Consider the following 18,701-nt stretch of genomic DNA (forward strand, 5'->3'; position numbering starts at 1 on the left):
AATAATATTTTAAATTTGATGGTAGATTAAATATATTAACTTGTATATATGACGGGTTTTGAAATAAGTATTTAAAGAATTTTAAACCATTTAATATTAATGACAGCTTCACTTTATACAAAATAAAGGAGAATTATATGCCAGAAGGAAAAATTGTAAAAGCTCTAAGTGGATTTTATTATGTGCAGCATGAAGAAGGGATTACACAATGCCGTGGGCGTGGTGTGTTCAGAAAAAATAAAATTACGCCACTGGTAGGAGACCAAGTTGTCTTTCAAGCAGATAATCCAACTGAAGGATATGTGCTTGAAGTATTTGATCGGAAAAATGAACTTGTTAGGCCTCCTATTGCTAATGTTGATCAAGCAATTCTCGTTTTCTCTGCAGTAGAACCAGATTTTAATCCGGGACTATTAGATCGATTTTTAGTGCTGATTGAATATCATAACATTAAGCCGATTATTTGCATTAGTAAGATGGATTTAGTGGATGAAAAAATGAGAGAGACTGTTGAATCTTATGCAAATGACTATCGTGAGATGGGATATGATGTATTATTTACTTCTATAAATACATCGGAAAGTATTGATATTTTAAAACCATTCTTAGAAGGTTGTATTTCTGTCGTTGCAGGGCAATCTGGTGTTGGGAAATCTTCTATGCTTAACGTTTTACGTCCAGAGTTAGAATTGAAAACGAATGATATTTCCTCGCATTTAGGACGCGGGAAACATACGACAAGACACGTGGAATTAATTGCGGTTGGAAGCGGACTAGTTGCAGATACACCTGGTTTTAGTTCACTGGATTTCATAGATATAGAGGTAGAAGATCTTACATATTGTTTTCCAGAGTTGAAAGAAGCGAGCCAATACTGTAAATTTAGAGGGTGTACACATCTTTCTGAACCGAAATGTGCTGTGAAGACAGCAGTTGAAGAAGGGAAGATTACAGAATATCGTTATAAAAATTACAAACAATTCGTAGAAGAAATTAGAGAGAGAAAGCCGAGGTATTAGTTATGATTAAAATTGCACCATCGATCTTATCAGCAGATTTTTCAAAATTAGGGGAAGAGATTAAAGATGTAGAAAAAGGTGGAGCGGATTACATTCACGTCGATGTAATGGATGGACATTTCGTACCAAATATTACGATTGGACCATTAATTGTAGAAGCTATCCGTCCAATTACATCTTTACCATTAGATGTACATTTAATGATTGAAAATCCTGATAACTATATCCCGACTTTCGCAAAAGCGGGAGCAGATATTATTACTGTTCATGTAGAGGCGTGCCCTCATTTGCATCGTACAATTCAGCTAATTAAGTCTCATGGCATTAAAGCGGGAGTTGTATTAAATCCGCATACGCCAGTTTCGACGATTGAGCATGTATTAGAAGATATCGATATGGTATTGCTTATGACAGTAAACCCTGGATTTGGTGGACAGAAATTTATCCATTCTGTATTACCGAAAATTAAACAAGTGGCAGAAATGGTTAAAGAGCGTAATCTAGAAGTAGAAATTGAAGTTGATGGTGGTGTAAACACTGAAACAGCACGACTTTGTGTTGAAGCAGGAGCAAATGTACTTGTAGCTGGATCAGCAGTATACAATCAAAAAGACCGTGGTGAAGCAATTCGTGTCATTCGTGGATAATGAATGAACGAGTCTTTATCCTAGTGAAACTGCTAGTGTAGTAAGTTTTCACTATTTATAAAGGATAGAGAAAAAATATGTAAAAAGGCAATCTACCGAATGGCAGATTGCCTTTTTACAATAGAAGGGGAAGGAAACATGATTATTCATATTTTAGCGGGTGGACCTGCGGAATATTGTGCAGATTTTTCTCGATATGAAAATGAGAAAGTAGTGTGGGCGGCAGTTGATAGAGGAGTATATCGTCTATTAAAAGGAGGGATTACTCCAGCTGTTGCATTTGGAGATTACGATTCAGTTACTGAAGAGGAATTAGTATGGATGGGTCAGCAAACAAATGACTTACATATTGTTCCTCGTGAAAAAGATCAAACAGATTTAGAAATTGCGATTAATTGGGCGTTAGAACAAAATCCGACATTGATTCGTATTTTTGGTGCCACCGGTGGAAGGCTGGATCACGGTTTAGCAAATATACAGATGCTTTTAAGAGGGTTAGAAGTAGGGGTAGAAATGTGTATTGTAGACAATAAAAATGAAATAAGCGTAAAAAAAGTGGGTACACATATAATTGAAGAAAATAAAAATTTCCCTTATGTATCTTTTGTGCCGGTTACTGAAATAGTAGAAGGGATTACATTACTTGGTTTTAAGTATCCTCTAACTAATAAAACAATAGAATGGGGATCAACACTTTGTATTAGTAATGAACTCGTTGAGGAAAAAGGTACTTTTTCATTTACTTCTGGCATATTAATGGTGATAAGAAGCACTGATTAAAGAAACAATTTTGCTCCTTACATCATATAGTGAACAAGTGGAGTAATGGGGATTAGGAGGGAAACCATGAGATTTTATACAATTAAGTTACCTAAATTTCTTGGTGGAATTGTTCGTGCCATGTTAAATACCTTCAAAAAAGATTAAAAAAAGCACCTATTACCGGTGCTTTTTCCATTGTCATAGTAAAAAAAGAGCCTAGCGGCTCTTTTTTTTATTATTAAACACGTTCGATTTTGCCAGATTTTAATGCTCTAGCAGAAACGTAAACACGTTGAACTTTTCCGTCGATGCGTACGCGAACTTTTTGAAGGTTAGCGCCCCATTTACGTTTTGTAGCGTTCATTGCGTGAGAACGAGAGTTACCAGAACGAGCTTTTCTTCCAGTGATAGCACAAACACGAGCCATTTATATTTCCCTCCCTTGATACCTTACCATACGTAATTTTTCAATGTTAGTCTTTTTTGCGATGCTAAAAACACTACTATAATTTAACACAACTAAAAAGAGAATGCAACACCGTAGAAAAAAGAAATCAAGAAAAATTACTTGACACCATATGTCGATGATGAAAAGTTGAAATCAAGAAAAATTGCTTGACATATTATAGTGGTACATGTTGTATAATAACAATGGACTATTTTGCTCATCATAAAAAATGTGATTTAAAACATAAAATATGAGAGTGAAAAGAAAGAACGATGGAATTTTCTTTAAAAAGATTATATGATAGTAACTAAAGTAGTCTAGCTCACTTTCACCATTTATGAAGGGGGAAACGAGATGTCAATTGAAATTAAAACGAAGTATGGTCAAATTGATATTAGTACAGATGTAATTGCAACAATTGCTGGAGGTGCCGCAGTAGATTGCTACGGTATCGTAGGTATGGCATCAAAAAATCAGTTAAAAGATGGTTTAACAGACATTTTACGAAAAGAAAACTTCACTAGAGGTGTTATTGTTCGTAAAGATGAAGATGAAGTACATATTGATATGTATATTATTGTGAGCTATGGTACGAAAATTTCAGAAGTAGCACATAACGTGCAGACGAAAGTGAAATATACATTAGATCAAACTGTAGGACTAGCAGTAGATTCTGTAAACATCTACGTACAAGGAGTTAAAGTAATAAACTTGTAATGTGCATTAAGGAGGAAAATCTGTGTCAATTCAAAAAATTGATGGGAAACGTTTATCACAAATGATCATGCAAGGAGCGAATAATTTAACAAATAATGTTCAGCTTGTTGATGCATTAAACGTATTTCCGGTTCCAGATGGCGATACCGGTACAAACATGAACTTATCAATGACTTCAGGCGCACGTGAAGTGAAAGCAAATCCTTCACAGCATGCTGGTAAAGTCGGCGTAAGTTTAGCCAAAGGATTATTAATGGGAGCACGTGGTAACTCTGGAGTTATTTTATCTCAGTTGTTCCGTGGTTTCTCTAAATCCATTGAACAAAAAGAAGAATTAACAACAGTTGATTTTGCTGCAGCTTTAGATGCTGGGGTAGAAGCGGCTTACAAAGCGGTTATGAAACCGATTGAAGGAACGATTTTAACGGTTGCAAGAGAAACGGGTAAATATGCAGTGACAGTTGCGAAAAAACAGCGCGACTTTGTTTTGTTTATGGAAGACGTTGTGAAAGAAGCGAATGCATCGTTAAATCGTACGCCGGATTTATTACCTGTATTAAAACAAGTTGGCGTTGTAGATAGCGGTGGTAAAGGTCTTGTTGTTGTATACGAAGGATTTTTAGCTGACTTAAAAGGAGAAACGATTTCTTCTAATGTGTCTGCCCAACCATCTATGAATGACATGGTACGCGCAGAACATCACCGTAGTGTACAAAGCCAATTGAGTACAGAAGATATTAAGTATGGATATTGTACGGAATTTATGGTGAAATTAGAGCCTGAAAAAATGAAAGAACATAATTTCTCTGAACAAAAATTCCGTGAAGATATTAGTGTGTACGGAGATTCACTACTTGTTGTATCAGATGATGAGGTTGTTAAGGTTCATATTCATGCGGAACATCCTGGAGATCCTATGAATTATGGACAACGCTATGGTAGTTTAATTAAGATTAAAGTAGAAAATATGCGTGAACAGCATACTGCTTTATTAGATGAGCCTACTATGATGCCTGAGCCAACTAGCCAGTCTAAAGAGAAACAACCGTACGGTATCGTAACTGTTGCTATGGGATCTGGTATCAAAACTTTATTTGAGAGCATTGGCGCGACGAAAGTTATCGAAGGTGGCCAAACGATGAATCCAAGTACGGAGGATATTGTGAAGGCGATTGAAGAAGCGAATGCTGAAAAAATCATTATTTTACCGAACAACGGAAATATCGTGATGGCAGCAGAACAAGCAGCGTCAGTTGTGGATCAAGAAGTGATTGTAATTCGTTCAAAAACAGTTCCTCAAGGTATGGCTGCAATGTTAGCTTTTAATCCAGTTGGAACGTTAGAAGAGAACGAAGAAAACATGAAAGAAGCTTTATCTCATGTGAAAACCGGTCAAATTACGTATGCTGTACGTGATACGGAAATTGATGGTGTAGCGATTCAAAAAGATGATTTCATGTGTATTGCAGATGGAAAAATTGTATCAACAAATGCTGCAAAAGTAGGAGCTGCAAAGCAATTACTAGAAGCACTTATTGATGAAGATTCTGAAATTGTAACGATTCTACAAGGTGAAGATGCAACTGATGAAGAAGTAGCTGAGTTAGTTGCATTTGTAGAAGAGAATTTTGAAGATGCAGAAGTAGAAGTACATGCTGGAAACCAACCGGTGTATTCGTTCATCTTCTCTGTAGAATAAGAAAAAATTCGTTTTGAAAATAAATGGATTACTTACTTACTTGCTAATGGATAAGAAGTAGTAATATGAAGTTTATTACTAGTTTTTATTCAAAAGGCTAGCATATTGAAGATAAAAAAGAGCCTTGCTGCTAATAGTGAGGCTCTTTTCTTTCGTATTGTTTATGAGGGATTTGAGTAGTTTCTCTAAGAATGCCTATGATAGAATATATAGGGTGAAAGAGAGCGATTACAGATGTCAATAGTATGAATGAATCAAAGAAAATAATGTGACGGAGCGTGAGAATCTTGAATGAAGTTGTACAAGTTCCTGTTACGGATGTAAAGGGAATCGGAGGAGAAACATCTGAATTACTACACGAGATGGGGATTTATACAGTTTCTCATCTATTAGAACATTTTCCGTACCGTTATGAAGATTATGCGATGAAAGATCTTGCTGAAGTAAAGCATGATGAACGTGTAACAGTTGAGGGAAAGGTTCATAGTGCTCCTTTACTGCAATATTATGGGAAGAAGAAGTCTCGTCTTACGGTTCGTGTCCTCGTCGGTCGTTATTTAATTACAGCTGTATGCTTTAATAGGCCGTACTATAAGCAGAAGTTAAATTTAAATGAAACAGTAACGATTACTGGTAAATGGGATCAGCACCGTCAAACGATTGCGGTATCAGAGCTTCATTTTGGACCAGTTGTACGTCAACAAGAAGTAGAGCCTGTATACTCAGTGAAAGGGAAACTTACAGTAAAACAGATGCGCCGTTTTATTGCCCAAGCGTTCAAGGAGTATGGAGAATCTATAGTTGAAGTGTTACCTGATGGATTGCTAAGTCGATATAAATTATTGCCGCGTTATGAAGCGCTTCGGGCGTTGCATTTTCCAGCAGGACAGGAAGATTTAAAACAAGCACGTCGCCGTTTTGTATATGAGGAGTTTTTCTTATTCCAGCTAAAAATGCAAACATTACGGAAAATGGAGAGGGAAAATTCGAAAGGGACGAAAAAAGAAATTCCTTCAGCAGAATTGCAAGAGTTTATTGATGCACTTCCGTTTCCATTAACTGGTGCACAGCGTCGGGTAGTAGATGAAATTATGAAAGATATGACATCTCCTTATCGGATGAATCGTCTGTTGCAAGGTGATGTAGGTTCTGGGAAAACAGTCGTTGCAGCGATTGGCCTTTATGCAGCGAAGTTAGCACATTATCAAGGTGCTTTAATGGTTCCTACAGAAATTTTAGCAGAGCAACATTATCAATCGCTTGCAGAGACGTTCTCGCACTTTGGTATGAATGTTGAATTGTTAACCAGTTCTGTTAAAGGTGTAAGGCGTCGAGAGATTTTGGCAAAATTAGAACAAGGAGAAATAGATATCCTTGTTGGAACACATGCTTTAATTCAAGATGAAGTTATCTTTCATAGGTTAGGTCTCGTTATTACTGATGAACAACATCGATTTGGTGTAGCGCAGCGACGAGTTTTAAGGGAGAAAGGTGAAAGTCCGGATGTTTTATTTATGACGGCGACGCCAATTCCGCGTACGTTAGCAATTACTGCATTTGGAGAGATGGATGTTTCTATAATCGATGAGATGCCAGCTGGTAGAAAGGTAATTGAAACATACTGGGCAAAACATGATATGTTAGATCGAGTTCTCGGTTTTGTGGAGAAGGAGATAAAAAAAGGAAGACAAGCATATGTTATTTGTCCCCTTATTGAAGAATCTGAGAAACTTGATGTACAAAATGCGATTGACTTACATAGTATGCTGACTCATCATTATCAAGGGAAATGTCAAGTCGGATTAATGCATGGCAGACTCTCATCTCAAGAAAAAGAAGAGATAATGGGACAATTTAGTGAAAATAAAGTGCAAATTCTTGTGTCGACAACAGTTGTTGAAGTAGGTGTGAACGTACCGAATGCGACTGTAATGGTTATTTATGATGCAGAGCGTTTCGGTTTATCGCAGCTCCATCAGCTCAGGGGACGTGTTGGGCGTGGTAGTGAACAATCATATTGTTTATTAATCGCGGATCCAAAATCGGAAACGGGAAAAGAGCGAATGCGTATTATGACCGAAACGAATGATGGATTTGTATTGTCAGAAAAAGATTTAGAGTTAAGAGGTCCTGGAGATTTCTTTGGAAGTAAGCAAAGTGGTTTACCAGAATTCAAGGTTGCTGATATGGTACATGATTATCGAGCGTTAGAAACAGCTAGACAAGATGCGGCGTTACTAGTAGAATCAGAAGCGTTTTGGCATAATGATCAGTATGCTTCGCTGCGTACTTATCTTGACGGGACAGGTGTGTTCCAAGGAGAGAAGCTCGATTAAAGGGAGGCAACGAAAGTTTTTGTTGCATTCTACTTTTAATGATTATATACTACTGTTAGTACCTAGTCATAAAAATGGATGGTGCGGTATGAAAAAAAGAAGAAGTAAAAAAGAAAGACAACAATTATTACAACAAACAATAGAAACGAATCCTTTTATTACGGATGAAGATTTAGCAGAAAAATTTCAAGTGAGTATACAAACCGTACGTCTTGACCGTATGGAATTATCTATTCCTGAATTAAGAGAAAGAATTAAACATGTAGCTACAAAGCAACATGAAGAAGATGTGAAATCTTTACCGTTAGAAGAGGTTGTCGGAGAAATTATCGATATAGAATTAGATAGACATGCGATTTCTATCTTTGAAGTGAAGGTAGAACACGTATTTAAAAGAAATCAGATTGCCCGTGGGCATCATTTGTTTGCACAAGCAAACTCACTAGCTGTTGCGGTTATTGATGAAGAATTAGCTTTAACTGCAAAGTCTACCATTCGATACATTCGTCCTGTAAAATTAGGAGAGCGTGTTGTTGCAAAAGCGCGCGTTGAAGATGTAGAGAATGATAAAGGACGGACCGTTGTCAAAGTGCGTAGCTTTGTTGGAGAAGAACTTGTTTTTACAGGCACTTTTGAAATGTATCGATCTAGTAATTATAGTGAGGAAGGTAACAACTTATGAAAATCGCAATAGATGCAATGGGCGGCGATCATGCTCCAAAGGCTGTCGTATTAGGAGCAATGAAAGCTATTAAGGAATATTCTGATTTACATATTACGTTAGTAGGGAAAGAAGAGGAAATTCGTCAATACTTAACGAGTGAAGAACGAATTACTATACTTCATACAGATGAAAAAATCGAATCGACAGATGAACCAGTAAGAGCGGTTCGACGAAAAAAACAAGCCTCAATGGTACTAGCAGCGCAGCAAGTGAAAGACGGCGTAGCGGATGCTTGTATATCAGCTGGTAGTACAGGAGCTTTAATGGCGGCTGGATTGTTCGTTGTAGGTCGTATGGAAGGAATTGAGCGACCAGCTTTATCCCCCACAATGCCAACGATTGATGGAGAAGGTTTTGTTATGTTAGATGTTGGAGCGAACGTTGATGCAAAACCAATTCATTTATATCAATATGCAGTAATGGGATCTGTATACGCTGAGAAAGTAAGAGGAATTAAAAATCCTCGTGTTGGACTTTTGAACGTTGGAACAGAAGATGGCAAAGGGAACGAGCTTTCAAAACAAGTCTTTGCAATGCTTAAGGATGCCCCAATTCATTTTGTTGGGAACGTTGAATCAAGAGATTTATTGCAAGGTGTAGCAGATGTTGTTGTATGTGATGGTTTTACAGGGAATGTAGCGCTAAAATCATTAGAAGGAACAGCACTTGCGTTATTTTCTATGTTAAAAGAGCAGTTAATGAGTTCGTTTACGAGCAAATTAGCAGCAGCGGTATTAAAGCCAAAACTTATGGTATTAAAAGATAAAATGGATTATTCGGAGTATGGAGGAGCGGCATTATTTGGATTGAAAGCTCCAGTCATTAAGGCTCACGGTTCTTCCAATGACCAATCAATATTTAGTGCGATTCGTCAAACGAGAGAAATGGTAGCGAAAGAAGTTATTCCTACTATTTCAAGCGTAATGGAGAAAGAGCCACTCCAATAAGAGGAGGATTTGAAATGGGAAAACTAGCATTTCTTTTTCCGGGCCAAGGTTCACAGGCAGTTGGAATGGGTAAACAGTTAGCGGAGAATAATAAAGAGGTTGCAAATGTGTTTGCGAAAGCAGATGAGGTGTTGCAAGATTCACTTTCAGAAGTGATTTTTGAAGGGCCGCAGGAAAAGCTTACGTTAACGACAAATGCGCAGCCGGCCTTATTAACAACGAGTTTTGCTATTTTGACAGCTTTGAAAGAGTATGATATTACACCAGACTTTGTTGCAGGGCATAGTTTAGGTGAATATAGCGCTCTTGTAGCAGCGGGTGCAATAACTTTTGAAGACGCTGTATATGCTGTAAGAAAACGTGGGGAATATATGGAAGAAGCTGTTCCTGGTGGAGAAGGTGCAATGGCGGCTATTTTAGGTGCTGATCCACATATGCTGAAACAAGTTACAGAAGAAGTAACAAGTGAAGGATATGCAGTGCAAATCGCTAATATGAATAGTAAGAAGCAAATTGTGATTTCTGGAACAAAGCAAGGAGTTGAGATTGCTTCTCAAAGAGCGAAAGAAAATGGTGCAAAGAGAGCAATTCCGCTTAAGGTAAGTGGACCGTTCCACTCTTCGCTTATGAAGCCAGCCGCGGAGAAGTTCCAAAGTGTCTTAAAAGAAATTACAATTCAAGATACGAATATTCCTGTTATCGCAAATGTAACAGCAGACGTTATTACAAGTGGTGCACTTATTCAAGAAAAGCTAATTGAACAGCTCTATTCGCCTGTCTTATGGTACCCGTCCATTGAAAATATGGTGAATCAAGGGGTAGATACATTTATTGAGATTGGACCTGGGAAAGTGCTTGCTGGACTTATGAAGTCAATTGATTCATCAGTGAAAGCATATGCGATATACGATGAAGAGACATTAAAAGATACCATTTCAAATTTGAGAGGAGAAAACTGATGTTAAAAGGGAAAGTAGCATTAGTAACTGGCGCTTCACGTGGAATTGGTCGTGCGATTGCGATTGATTTAGCGAAACAAGGGGCAAATGTTGTAGTAAATTATGCTGGTAATGAGCAAAAGGCGAATGAAGTAGTTGATGAAATAAAGAAATTAGGTTCGGATGCACTTGCAGTAAGAGCAGATGTTGCAAATGCTGAAGACGTTACAAATATGGTGAAACAAACTGTAGATACATTTGGACAAGTTGATATTCTTGTAAATAATGCAGGTGTAACAAAAGATAATTTATTAATGCGTATGAAAGAAGAAGAATGGGATACAGTTATTAATACAAATCTAAAAGGTGTATTCTTATGTACGAAGGCAGTATCTCGATACATGATGCGCCAGCGTCATGGACGTATTATTAATATCGCTTCTGTTGTTGGAGTGACAGGTAATCCAGGACAAGCAAACTATGTTGCTGCTAAAGCGGGTGTAATTGGATTAACAAAAACATCAGCAAAAGAATTAGCGAGCCGTAATATTACTGTAAATGCAATTGCTCCAGGTTTTATTGCGACTGATATGACGGATATATTAGATGAAAATATAAAAGCCGAAATGTTAAAGTTAATTCCTGCAGCTCAGTTTGGTGAAGCGCAAGATATCGCAAATACTGTAACGTTTTTTGCTTCTGATCAAAGCAAATATATTACAGGGCAAACGTTAAATGTTGATGGCGGAATGGTAATGTAATAAAAGAATTGATTTCAACTAGTTTTTTTGGCCAATATTTAATATAATATTTGAGGGGAGGTGAATGGAATGGCAGATGTTTTAGAGCGTGTAACAAAAATCATCGTTGATCGTTTAGGTGTAGAAGAAACTGAAGTAGTACCAGCTGCGAGCTTTAAAGAAGATTTAGGTGCAGACTCCCTAGATGTAGTAGAACTTGTAATGCAATTGGAAGATGAATTCGAAATGGAAATTTCTGATGAAGATGCTGAAAAGATTGCTACTGTTGGCGATGCTGTGACTTACATAGAGAGTCATCTATAATGCTTAAGTGAAGTCCCGTTTTTTTAGCGGGGCTTCTCGGCTTATATCTGGAGGGACTTATGCCGTACCGAAAACATAGAGAAAAAAAATACGAAACAAAATATCGTGAAGCGTTTAAAGTATTTCAAGAAGAGATAGGTATTACGTTTTCAGATGAAAAATTATTGATTCAAGCATTTACGCATTCATCGTATGTGAATGAGCATCGAAAAAAACCGCATGAAGACAATGAGCGTCTCGAATTCCTTGGAGATGCAGTATTGGAACTTACTGTGTCACAGTATCTGTTTCAAAAATATCCGACAATGAGCGAAGGAGAGTTAACGAAACTACGTGCAGCTATTGTATGTGAACCATCTCTTGTTCGTTTTGCAAACGAGTTGTCATTTGGTAGCCTTGTTTTATTAGGAAAAGGTGAGGAAATGACAGGTGGACGTGAACGACCAGCTTTATTAGCGGATGTCTTTGAAGCGTTTATTGGTGCCCTTTATCTTGATCAAGGGTTAGAAACAGTATGGGGCTTCTTAAAAGAAATTGTATACCCTAAAATTAATGAAGGTGCTTTTTCTCATGTGATGGATTATAAGAGTCAATTACAAGAGTTGATTCAGCGTGATGGTAGTGGCAATATTGAGTATCAAATTTTGCAGGAAAAAGGACCGGCCCACAATCGAGAATTTGTGTCACGTGTTACGTTAAATAACGTGGCTTTAGGTCTTGGTAGTGGTAAGTCGAAAAAAGAAGCAGAGCAACAAGCTGCTGCAGAAGCATTGAAAAAATTAAAAGAACAACTATAAGGAATCCCCCTTTGAATGAGGGGGATTCCTTATGCATAGAATGAAACTTTCTTTTTGTTTGTGAATAAAAGGAAGGGAAATCCGTATAATAGCTTGTTTTTGTATAGACAACAGTTATAACAACGGAGAATAGGAGGAAGGCCTTTCGTGTTTTTAAAAAGATTAGAAATAGCAGGGTTTAAGTCTTTTGCTGAGCGTGTATCTGTTGATTTTGTCCCAGGTGTAACTTCCGTAGTAGGACCTAATGGAAGTGGGAAAAGTAATATTACTGATGCGATTCGCTGGGTACTTGGTGAACAATCTGCAAAATCATTACGTGGTGCAAAGATGGAGGATATTATTTTTGCAGGCAGTGATACGAGAAGAGCAGTTAATGTTGCTGAAGTAACAATAACTTTAAATAATGAAGATCAACGTTTACCGATTGAATATAATGAGGTGTGTGTAACGCGTCGTGTATCTCGTTCTGGTGATAGTGATTTTTATATTAATAAACAATCATGTAGATTGAAAGATATTATCGATTTATTTATGGACTCTGGTATGGGAAGAGAAGCTTTTTCGATTATTAGCCAGGGGAAAGTTGAAGAGATTTTAAGTAGTAAATCAGAAGAACGTCGTGGTGTATTTGAAGAAGCTGCGGGAGTGCTGAAATACAAACTTCGTAAAAAGAAAGCTGAAGTGAAATTAGCAGACACACAAGAAAACTTAAATCGTGTACAAGATATCATTCACGAATTAAGTAGTCAAGTAGAACCTTTAGAAAGACAAGCTTCTATTGCGAAAGATTATCTCGAGAAAAAAGAAGAATTAGAGAAAGTAGAAGCGGCGCTTATTGTACATGAAATTGAAGAATTACATGAGAAATGGGAAGCGCTTCGAAATCAGTTTGGGCATAATAAAAACGAAGAAGTTAAAATGTCAACGCATTTACAAAAAGGTGAAGAAGAGCTTGAGGAATTACGAGGACAATTACAAGCAGTAGATGAGTCTGTAGATTCCTTACAAGAAGTGCTGCTTCTTTCTAGTAAAGAGCTAGAAAAGTTAGAAGGACAGCGCGAGTTATTAAAAGAGAGAAAACAAAATGCAACGACGCATTGTGCACAACTCGAACAGTTAATTGTTGAATTAACAGAGAAAGCTACAAGTTATGATGGTGAAATTGAATCCAGTACAGAAGTGTTGATGCAATTTGTAAATCAAGTAAAAGAGTTGGAGACAAAATTGCATGATAATGAGCTACTGCTTGCAACTTTTGCTGACAATTTAGAGGAACAAATTGAGAATTTAAAAGGTGACTATATTGAACTTTTAAATCAACAAGCTAGTCATCGTAATGAGTTATCTATGATTGAAGAACAATCTAAACAACAAAACTCAAAAAATGAACGACTCGATGAAGAAAATGCAAAATATGTAGAAATACGCATGGAAATTACAGCGAAAAAGACAAAACTTGTGGAAAGTTATGAACAAGTGAAAGAAAAAGTAGCTGGTATCCTTTCGAATATACAAAAGACAGAAGCGGCACTTGGGAAATGCAAGACGCAGTATAGTGAAAATGAAACAAAACTGTATCAAGCGTATCAATTTGTACAACAGGCACGTTCTCGAAAAGAAATGCTAGAAGAGATGCAAGAGGATTACTCTGGTTTCTATCAAGGGGTACGTGAAGTATTAAAAGCTAGAGAAGATAGGTTGCAAGGTATCGAGGGTGCTGTTGCAGAACTGCTAACGGTACCGAAAGAATATGAAATTGCAATGGAAATTGCTCTAGGTGCAGCGATGCAGCATATTGTCGTACAAAAAGAAGAACATGCTCGTAATGCAATTACGTTTTTAAAACAAAATAAACATGGACGAGCAACGTTTTTACCGCAAGCTGTTATTAAAAGTAGATCGTTATCATTTGAACAATTACGTATTGTAAATCAACACCCATCGTTTGTAGGTGTGGCGGCAGAACTTGTGCAATATAACAATAAATATGAAAATGTAGTTTCAAATTTATTAGGTACTGTTATTGTTGCGAAAGATTTACGTGGGGCGAATGAGTTGGCGAAACAACTGCAATACCGTTATCGCATTGTAACAATCGAAGGTGATGTAGTGAACCCTGGTGGTTCTATGACTGGTGGAGCGGTAAAACAGGCGAAATCTTCTTTATTAGGACGTCAACGTGAGCTAGAAGAGTGGACGAACAAGTTAACTGATATGGAAGAAAAAACGACAAAGTTAGAAAACTTTGTTAAAGCAGTAAAGCAAGAGATTCAAGAAAAAGAAGTGAAAATACGGGAACTAAGGCAAAGTGTAGAAGTAGAGCGTGTAGATGAACAGAAATTAAGAGAAGAAATTAGTCGCTTAGAATTAGAAGAACATCGTATTAATGATCGTTTATCTATTTACGATTTAGAGATTGAAGGATTCTTACAAGATCAAGTGAAAATACAGGGACGTAAAGAAGAGCTAGAAAAGATTTTAGCAACGCTTCAAGCGGAGATTACGGAATTAGATAGCAAAATTATCGCTTTAACAAAACAAAAAAGTGAGCAGCATTCTTCGAAGGAAAAAGTGCAAAAAGAAATGACTGAGTTAAAAGTGTTGGCGGCTGAAAAGCAACAACGCTTATCTAATCAAAAAGAAAAAGTTGAACGATTGACGAAGGAAAAAGAAGAAACGGATGCAACGCTTGTCAAAACGAAAGAGGATTTAGCATTCTTAAAACAAGAAATGACATCTAATTCAAGTGGTGAAGAACAGATTACGAATATGATTGAGAAGAAAGCATATGATCGTAATCAAACTTCAGAGTTAATTCGCTCTCGTCGTGAACAACGCGTATCGTTACAAGAGAGAGTAGAACATTTAGAACGTAATCTGAAAGAAACAACAGGTAAACATAAATACATTCTTGAGATGCTGAAAAATCAAGAAGTAAAAATAAACCGACTTGATGTAGAGTTAGAAAATAGATTACAACATTTACGTGAAACATATACGATTTCATTTGAAGCAGCAAAACTGAAGTATACAATGATGATGCCTGCAGAGGATGCACGTAAAAAGGTGAAACTAATTAAATTATCCATCGAAGAGCTAGGCACAGTGAACTTAGGGGCAATTGAAGAGTATGAGCGTGTAGCAGAGCGTCATACATTCTTACTAGAGCAAAAAGATGACCTAGAAGAAGCGAAAGCGACATTGCACCAACTTATTACCGAAATGGATGAAGAAATGAAAAAACGTTTTTCTACTACGTTTGAAGGAATTCGAATGGAGTTTCAATCGGTATTCTCTGAATTATTTGGAGGCGGTAGAGCGGATTTAGTCATGACGAATCCAGAGGACTTATTAAATACTGGTATTGATATTGTAGCGCAACCGCCAGGGAAGAAACTGCAAAACTTAGGTTTACTTTCTGGTGGGGAGCGTGCTTTAACAGCGATTGCGCTGTTATTCGGTATTTTAAAAGTGCGCCCAGTCCCATTCTGTGTATTAGATGAGGTAGAGGCGGCTCTTGATGAGGCGAATGTTGCCCGTTTTGCGCAGTATTTAAAGAGATTTAGTGATGAGACACAGTTTATTGTCATTACACATAGAAAAGGTACAATGGAAGAGTCTGACGTATTGTACGGTGTCACAATGCAAGAGTCAGGGGTATCTAAACTTGTTTCGGTTCGTTTGGATGATGGAGAAGAACTAGTTGCAAGTAATTAGGAAGGATGGGACAGTATGAGTTTTTTTAAAAAATTAAAAGAAAAAATTTCAAAACAAACAGATACGGTAACAGAGAAATTTAAACATGGATTAGAAAAAACGAGAAATTCGTTTGCAGATAAAGTAAATGATTTAGTTTATCGTTATCGTAAAGTAGATGAAGATTTCTTTGAGGAATTAGAAGAAATTTTAATTGGTGCAGATGTCGGAGTTTCGACGGTAATGGAATTAATTGATCAATTGAAAGAAGAAGTGCAACGTCGTAACATCCAAGATCCAAAAGAAGTACAAGCTGTTATTTCAGAAAAGTTAGTAGGAATTTACAAAGGCGACAGTGAATTTAGTAACGAAATTAATATGCAAGAGGATCAATTAACAGTTGTTTTATTTGTCGGTGTTAACGGTGTAGGGAAAACGACGACGATTGGTAAACTAGCACATAAATTCAAATCAGAAGGTAAGTCTGTCCTATTGGCGGCAGGAGATACATTCCGCGCAGGAGCGATTGAACAATTAGAAGTATGGGGCGATCGCGTTGGTGTAGAAGTGATTAAACAAGGGTCAGGATCTGATCCAGCGGCGGTTATGTATGACGCTGTACAAGCCGCGAAAGCACGTAAAGTAGACGTATTACTATGTGACACAGCAGGACGCTTACAAAATAAAGTAAACTTAATGAAAGAGTTAGAGAAAGTGAAACGTGTAATTGAGCGTGAAGTACCGGGGGCTCCTCACGAAGTATTACTTGTTATTGATGCAACAACAGGACAAAACGGTTTAAGTCAAGCGAAGACATTCCGTGAAGCAACGAATGTTACTGGTATTGTTTTAACGAAGTTAGATGGAACTGCTAAAGGTGGTATTGTATTAGCGATTCGTAACGAAATGGATGTACCAGTGAAATTTGTTGGATTAGGAGAGCAAATGGATGACTTGCAGCAGTTTGATCCAGAACAATATGTGTATGGTTTATTTGCGAACTTAGTAGAAACAGAATAAGTGTAAGTGAAAGAAGCGGTCTTTTCCGCTTCTTTTTCTATAAAAATATGTGATGTTAAGAAAAAAACTTGACACTCTTTTGTACTCCATGTAAACTAATTCATGTAAAGGGAAATCACTTAACAAAGGATGATCCAACATGCTCGAGAAAACAACGAGAATGAACTATTTATTTGATTTTTATCAATCGTTGTTAACGCAAAAACAAAGAAGTTATATGTCGCTTTATTATCTAGATGATTTATCTCTTGGTGAAATTGCGGAAGAATTTGATGTAAGTCGCCAAGCCGTGTATGATAACATTAAACGGACTGAAGCGATGCTTGAAGAATATGAAGATAAATTAGTATTACTTCAAAAGTTTCAAGAGCGACAGCGACTTGTTGCAAAGCTAAAACAGCTAATCAGCGAAGAAGAGCATGTGAATGAAGAAATGAAACAAGTTGTTGAAGCTATCGAAAAATTAGATTAGGAGGGCGGCAATATGGCATTTGAAGGATTAGCCGACCGACTTCAACAGACAATGCAAAAAATCCGCGGCAAAGGAAAAGTTTCTGAAGCCGATGTGAAAGAAATGATGAGAGAAGTTCGTCTAGCTCTTTTAGAAGCGGACGTTAACTTTAAAGTAGTAAAAGATTTTGTAAAGCGTGTGTCTGAACGTGCTGTCGGACAAGATGTAATGACAAGTTTGACACCTGGACAACAAGTAATTAAAGTCGTACAGGAAGAACTTACAGAACTTATGGGCGGAGAGCAAAGCAAAATTGCTGTTGCTAATAGGCCACCGACTGTTATAATGATGGTTGGTCTGCAAGGTGCGGGTAAAACAACGACGACAGGTAAGCTTGCGAATTTGCTTCGTAAAAAGCATAATCGTAAACCAATGCTTGTTGCAGCGGATATTTACCGTCCAGCAGCGATTAAACAGCTTGAAACATTAGGGAAGCAATTGGACATGCCTGTATTCTCTTTAGGAGATCAAGTAAGTCCTGTTGAAATTGCGAAACAAGCGATTGCAAAAGCAAAAGAAGATCATCACGATTATGTTTTAATTGATACAGCAGGTCGCCTGCATATTGATGAAGAACTAATGGATGAATTAGCGAAAGTGAAAGAAGTTGCGAAACCGGATGAAATTTTCCTTGTTGTCGATGCGATGACGGGACAAGACGCGGTAAATGTTGCACAAAGTTTCCATGAACAGTTAGGTTTAACAGGTGTTGTATTAACGAAATTAGATGGTGATACGCGCGGTGGTGCGGCATTATCTATTAAGGCGGTAACAAATACACCGATTAAATTTGTTGGTATGGGTGAAAAACTAGATGCGATTGAAGCGTTCCATCCAGAGCGTATGGCATCCCGTATTTTAGGGATGGGAGACGTCTTAACATTAATTGAAAAAGCGCAAGCTACAGTTGATGAAGAGAAAGCAAAAGAACTTGAGCAAAAAATGCGTACGCTTTCGTTTACGCTTGACGATTTCCTAGAACAACTTGGACAAGTGCGTCAACTTGGACCGCTTGATGAATTGTTAGGAATGCTTCCTGGTGCAAATAAAATTAAAGGTCTGAAAAATGCGCAAGTTGATGAAAAACAAATTGGGCATATTGAGGCAATTATTCGTTCTATGACTAAATTAGAGCGAGAACAACCGGAAATAATCAATGCTAGTCGCAAAAAGCGCATTGCCAAAGGTAGCGGTACAACGGTACAAGAAATCAATCGTTTAATCAAGCAATTTGATGATATGAAAAAGATGATGAAAACGATGACGGGAATGCAAAAAGGTAAGAAAAAAGGACTAGGTGGATTGAAGTTTCCATTCATGTAAGGAAAAAAGATGGCTCTGTTAAGAAAAAATACTTTACAAAGCAATAGTCTTTT

At 37.3% G+C, this 18,701-nt stretch carries 18 protein-coding genes; 17 read left to right on the forward strand and 1 reads right to left on the reverse strand.

The window, feature by feature from the left end:
* Positions 1-137: 137 nt before the first annotated feature.
* The 4 genes from rsgA to spoVM all read left to right on the forward strand — a co-directional run bounded on the left by rsgA (position 138) and on the right by spoVM (position 2,593).
* A complete protein-coding gene (gene rsgA / locus ABH961_RS13180) occupies positions 138-1,019 on the forward strand; it encodes a ribosome small subunit-dependent GTPase A (protein ID WP_001113945.1) in 882 nt (293 codons plus the stop codon).
* A gap of 2 nt (positions 1,020-1,021) precedes the next feature.
* Positions 1,022-1,666, forward strand: coding sequence for a ribulose-phosphate 3-epimerase (gene rpe, locus ABH961_RS13185; protein ID WP_000589963.1), 645 nt, complete (start codon positions 1,022-1,024; stop codon positions 1,664-1,666).
* Positions 1,667-1,765: 99 nt separating this feature from the next.
* Positions 1,766-2,446 carry a thiamine diphosphokinase gene (locus ABH961_RS13190; protein ID WP_048546025.1) on the forward strand — a complete coding sequence of 227 codons (681 nt, stop codon included), beginning with the start codon at positions 1,766-1,768 and terminating at the stop codon, positions 2,444-2,446.
* Between the two features lie 66 nt (positions 2,447-2,512).
* The gene (gene spoVM, locus ABH961_RS13195) at positions 2,513-2,593 is read left to right on the forward strand and encodes a stage V sporulation protein SpoVM (protein WP_001213599.1); all 81 of its coding nucleotides are present in this window, start codon (positions 2,513-2,515) and stop codon (positions 2,591-2,593) included.
* Positions 2,594-2,666: 73 nt separating this feature from the next.
* On the opposite strand, the gene rpmB is transcribed toward spoVM, so the two are convergent.
* Positions 2,667-2,855: a 50S ribosomal protein L28 gene (gene rpmB, locus ABH961_RS13200; RefSeq protein WP_000124776.1), complete on the reverse strand. Its 189-nt coding sequence runs from the start codon at positions 2,853-2,855 to the stop codon at positions 2,667-2,669.
* A 375-nt stretch (positions 2,856-3,230) separates the two neighbouring features.
* On the opposite strand from rpmB, the gene ABH961_RS13205 reads away from it, so the two are divergent.
* From ABH961_RS13205 to ffh, 13 genes are all read left to right on the forward strand, one after another.
* Positions 3,231-3,593 carry an Asp23/Gls24 family envelope stress response protein gene (locus tag ABH961_RS13205; RefSeq protein ID WP_000021109.1) on the forward strand — a complete coding sequence of 121 codons (363 nt, stop codon included), beginning with the start codon at positions 3,231-3,233 and terminating at the stop codon, positions 3,591-3,593.
* 22 nt (positions 3,594-3,615) lie between these two features.
* On the forward strand, positions 3,616-5,292 hold the full coding sequence (locus ABH961_RS13210; protein WP_000027123.1) for a DAK2 domain-containing protein: 1,677 nt from the start codon (positions 3,616-3,618) through the stop codon (positions 5,290-5,292).
* 287 nt (positions 5,293-5,579) lie between these two features.
* Positions 5,580-7,628, forward strand: coding sequence for an ATP-dependent DNA helicase RecG (recG, locus tag ABH961_RS13215; RefSeq protein WP_001006889.1), 2,049 nt, complete (start codon positions 5,580-5,582; stop codon positions 7,626-7,628).
* Between the two features lie 88 nt (positions 7,629-7,716).
* Positions 7,717-8,310, forward strand: coding sequence for a transcription factor FapR (fapR, locus tag ABH961_RS13220; RefSeq protein WP_048546022.1), 594 nt, complete (start codon positions 7,717-7,719; stop codon positions 8,308-8,310).
* Entirely contained in the window at positions 8,307-9,299 is a 993-nt protein-coding gene (gene plsX / locus ABH961_RS13225) for a phosphate acyltransferase PlsX (RefSeq protein ID WP_098047855.1), read from the forward strand. The genes fapR and plsX overlap by 4 nt, the downstream gene beginning before the upstream one ends.
* A gap of 14 nt (positions 9,300-9,313) precedes the next feature.
* Positions 9,314-10,258 (forward strand): ACP S-malonyltransferase, encoded by a 945-nt coding sequence (gene fabD, locus ABH961_RS13230; RefSeq protein ID WP_098079060.1) that lies wholly within the window; start codon positions 9,314-9,316, stop codon positions 10,256-10,258.
* Positions 10,258-10,998, forward strand: a complete 741-nt coding sequence (gene fabG, locus ABH961_RS13235) for a 3-oxoacyl-[acyl-carrier-protein] reductase (RefSeq protein WP_048546017.1) — start codon at positions 10,258-10,260, stop codon at positions 10,996-10,998. The genes fabD and fabG overlap by 1 nt, the downstream gene beginning before the upstream one ends.
* Positions 10,999-11,067: 69 nt before the next feature.
* The gene (acpP, locus tag ABH961_RS13240) at positions 11,068-11,301 is read left to right on the forward strand and encodes an acyl carrier protein (protein WP_000786062.1); all 234 of its coding nucleotides are present in this window, start codon (positions 11,068-11,070) and stop codon (positions 11,299-11,301) included.
* A 59-nt stretch (positions 11,302-11,360) separates the two neighbouring features.
* The gene (rncS, locus tag ABH961_RS13245) at positions 11,361-12,098 is read left to right on the forward strand and encodes a ribonuclease III (protein WP_001146867.1); all 738 of its coding nucleotides are present in this window, start codon (positions 11,361-11,363) and stop codon (positions 12,096-12,098) included.
* Positions 12,099-12,245: 147 nt separating this feature from the next.
* On the forward strand, positions 12,246-15,815 hold the full coding sequence (gene smc, locus ABH961_RS13250; protein ID WP_404519491.1) for a chromosome segregation protein SMC: 3,570 nt from the start codon (positions 12,246-12,248) through the stop codon (positions 15,813-15,815).
* A gap of 15 nt (positions 15,816-15,830) precedes the next feature.
* Complete coding sequence (gene ftsY / locus ABH961_RS13255) at positions 15,831-16,814, forward strand: signal recognition particle-docking protein FtsY (protein ID WP_404519493.1); 984 nt, start codon at positions 15,831-15,833, stop codon at positions 16,812-16,814.
* Positions 16,815-16,953: 139 nt separating this feature from the next.
* Entirely contained in the window at positions 16,954-17,286 is a 333-nt protein-coding gene (locus ABH961_RS13260) for a putative DNA-binding protein (RefSeq protein ID WP_000891061.1), read from the forward strand.
* A 12-nt stretch (positions 17,287-17,298) separates the two neighbouring features.
* The gene (ffh, locus tag ABH961_RS13265) at positions 17,299-18,648 is read left to right on the forward strand and encodes a signal recognition particle protein (protein ID WP_048546014.1); all 1,350 of its coding nucleotides are present in this window, start codon (positions 17,299-17,301) and stop codon (positions 18,646-18,648) included.
* Positions 18,649-18,701: the final 53 nt, after the last annotated feature.

The sequence above is a fragment of the Bacillus sp. RC251 genome, from assembly GCF_044908765.1.
GTDB lineage: Bacteria > Bacillota > Bacilli > Bacillales > Bacillaceae_G > Bacillus_A > Bacillus_A wiedmannii.

Coding starts and splice junctions, on each gene's coding strand:
- ABH961_RS13205 (WP_000021109.1), top strand. CDS start 3,231: ATGTCAATTGAAATTAAAACGAAGTATGGTCAAATTGATATTAGTACA.
- ABH961_RS13260 (WP_000891061.1), top strand. CDS start 16,954: ATGCTCGAGAAAACAACGAGAATGAACTATTTATTTGATTTTTATCAA.
- spoVM (WP_001213599.1), top strand. CDS start 2,513: ATGAGATTTTATACAATTAAGTTACCTAAATTTCTTGGTGGAATTGTT.
- ABH961_RS13190 (WP_048546025.1), top strand. CDS start 1,766: ATGGCAGATTGCCTTTTTACAATAGAAGGGGAAGGAAACATGATTATT.
- rpe (WP_000589963.1), top strand. CDS start 1,022: ATGATTAAAATTGCACCATCGATCTTATCAGCAGATTTTTCAAAATTA.
- fabD (WP_098079060.1), top strand. CDS start 9,314: ATGGGAAAACTAGCATTTCTTTTTCCGGGCCAAGGTTCACAGGCAGTT.
- acpP (WP_000786062.1), top strand. CDS start 11,068: ATGGCAGATGTTTTAGAGCGTGTAACAAAAATCATCGTTGATCGTTTA.
- rncS (WP_001146867.1), top strand. CDS start 11,361: ATGCCGTACCGAAAACATAGAGAAAAAAAATACGAAACAAAATATCGT.
- fabG (WP_048546017.1), top strand. CDS start 10,258: ATGTTAAAAGGGAAAGTAGCATTAGTAACTGGCGCTTCACGTGGAATT.
- rsgA (WP_001113945.1), top strand. CDS start 138: ATGCCAGAAGGAAAAATTGTAAAAGCTCTAAGTGGATTTTATTATGTG.
- plsX (WP_098047855.1), top strand. CDS start 8,307: ATGAAAATCGCAATAGATGCAATGGGCGGCGATCATGCTCCAAAGGCT.
- fapR (WP_048546022.1), top strand. CDS start 7,717: ATGAAAAAAAGAAGAAGTAAAAAAGAAAGACAACAATTATTACAACAA.
- ftsY (WP_404519493.1), top strand. CDS start 15,831: ATGAGTTTTTTTAAAAAATTAAAAGAAAAAATTTCAAAACAAACAGAT.
- rpmB (WP_000124776.1), bottom strand. CDS start 2,855: ATGGCTCGTGTTTGTGCTATCACTGGAAGAAAAGCTCGTTCTGGTAAC.
- ffh (WP_048546014.1), top strand. CDS start 17,299: ATGGCATTTGAAGGATTAGCCGACCGACTTCAACAGACAATGCAAAAA.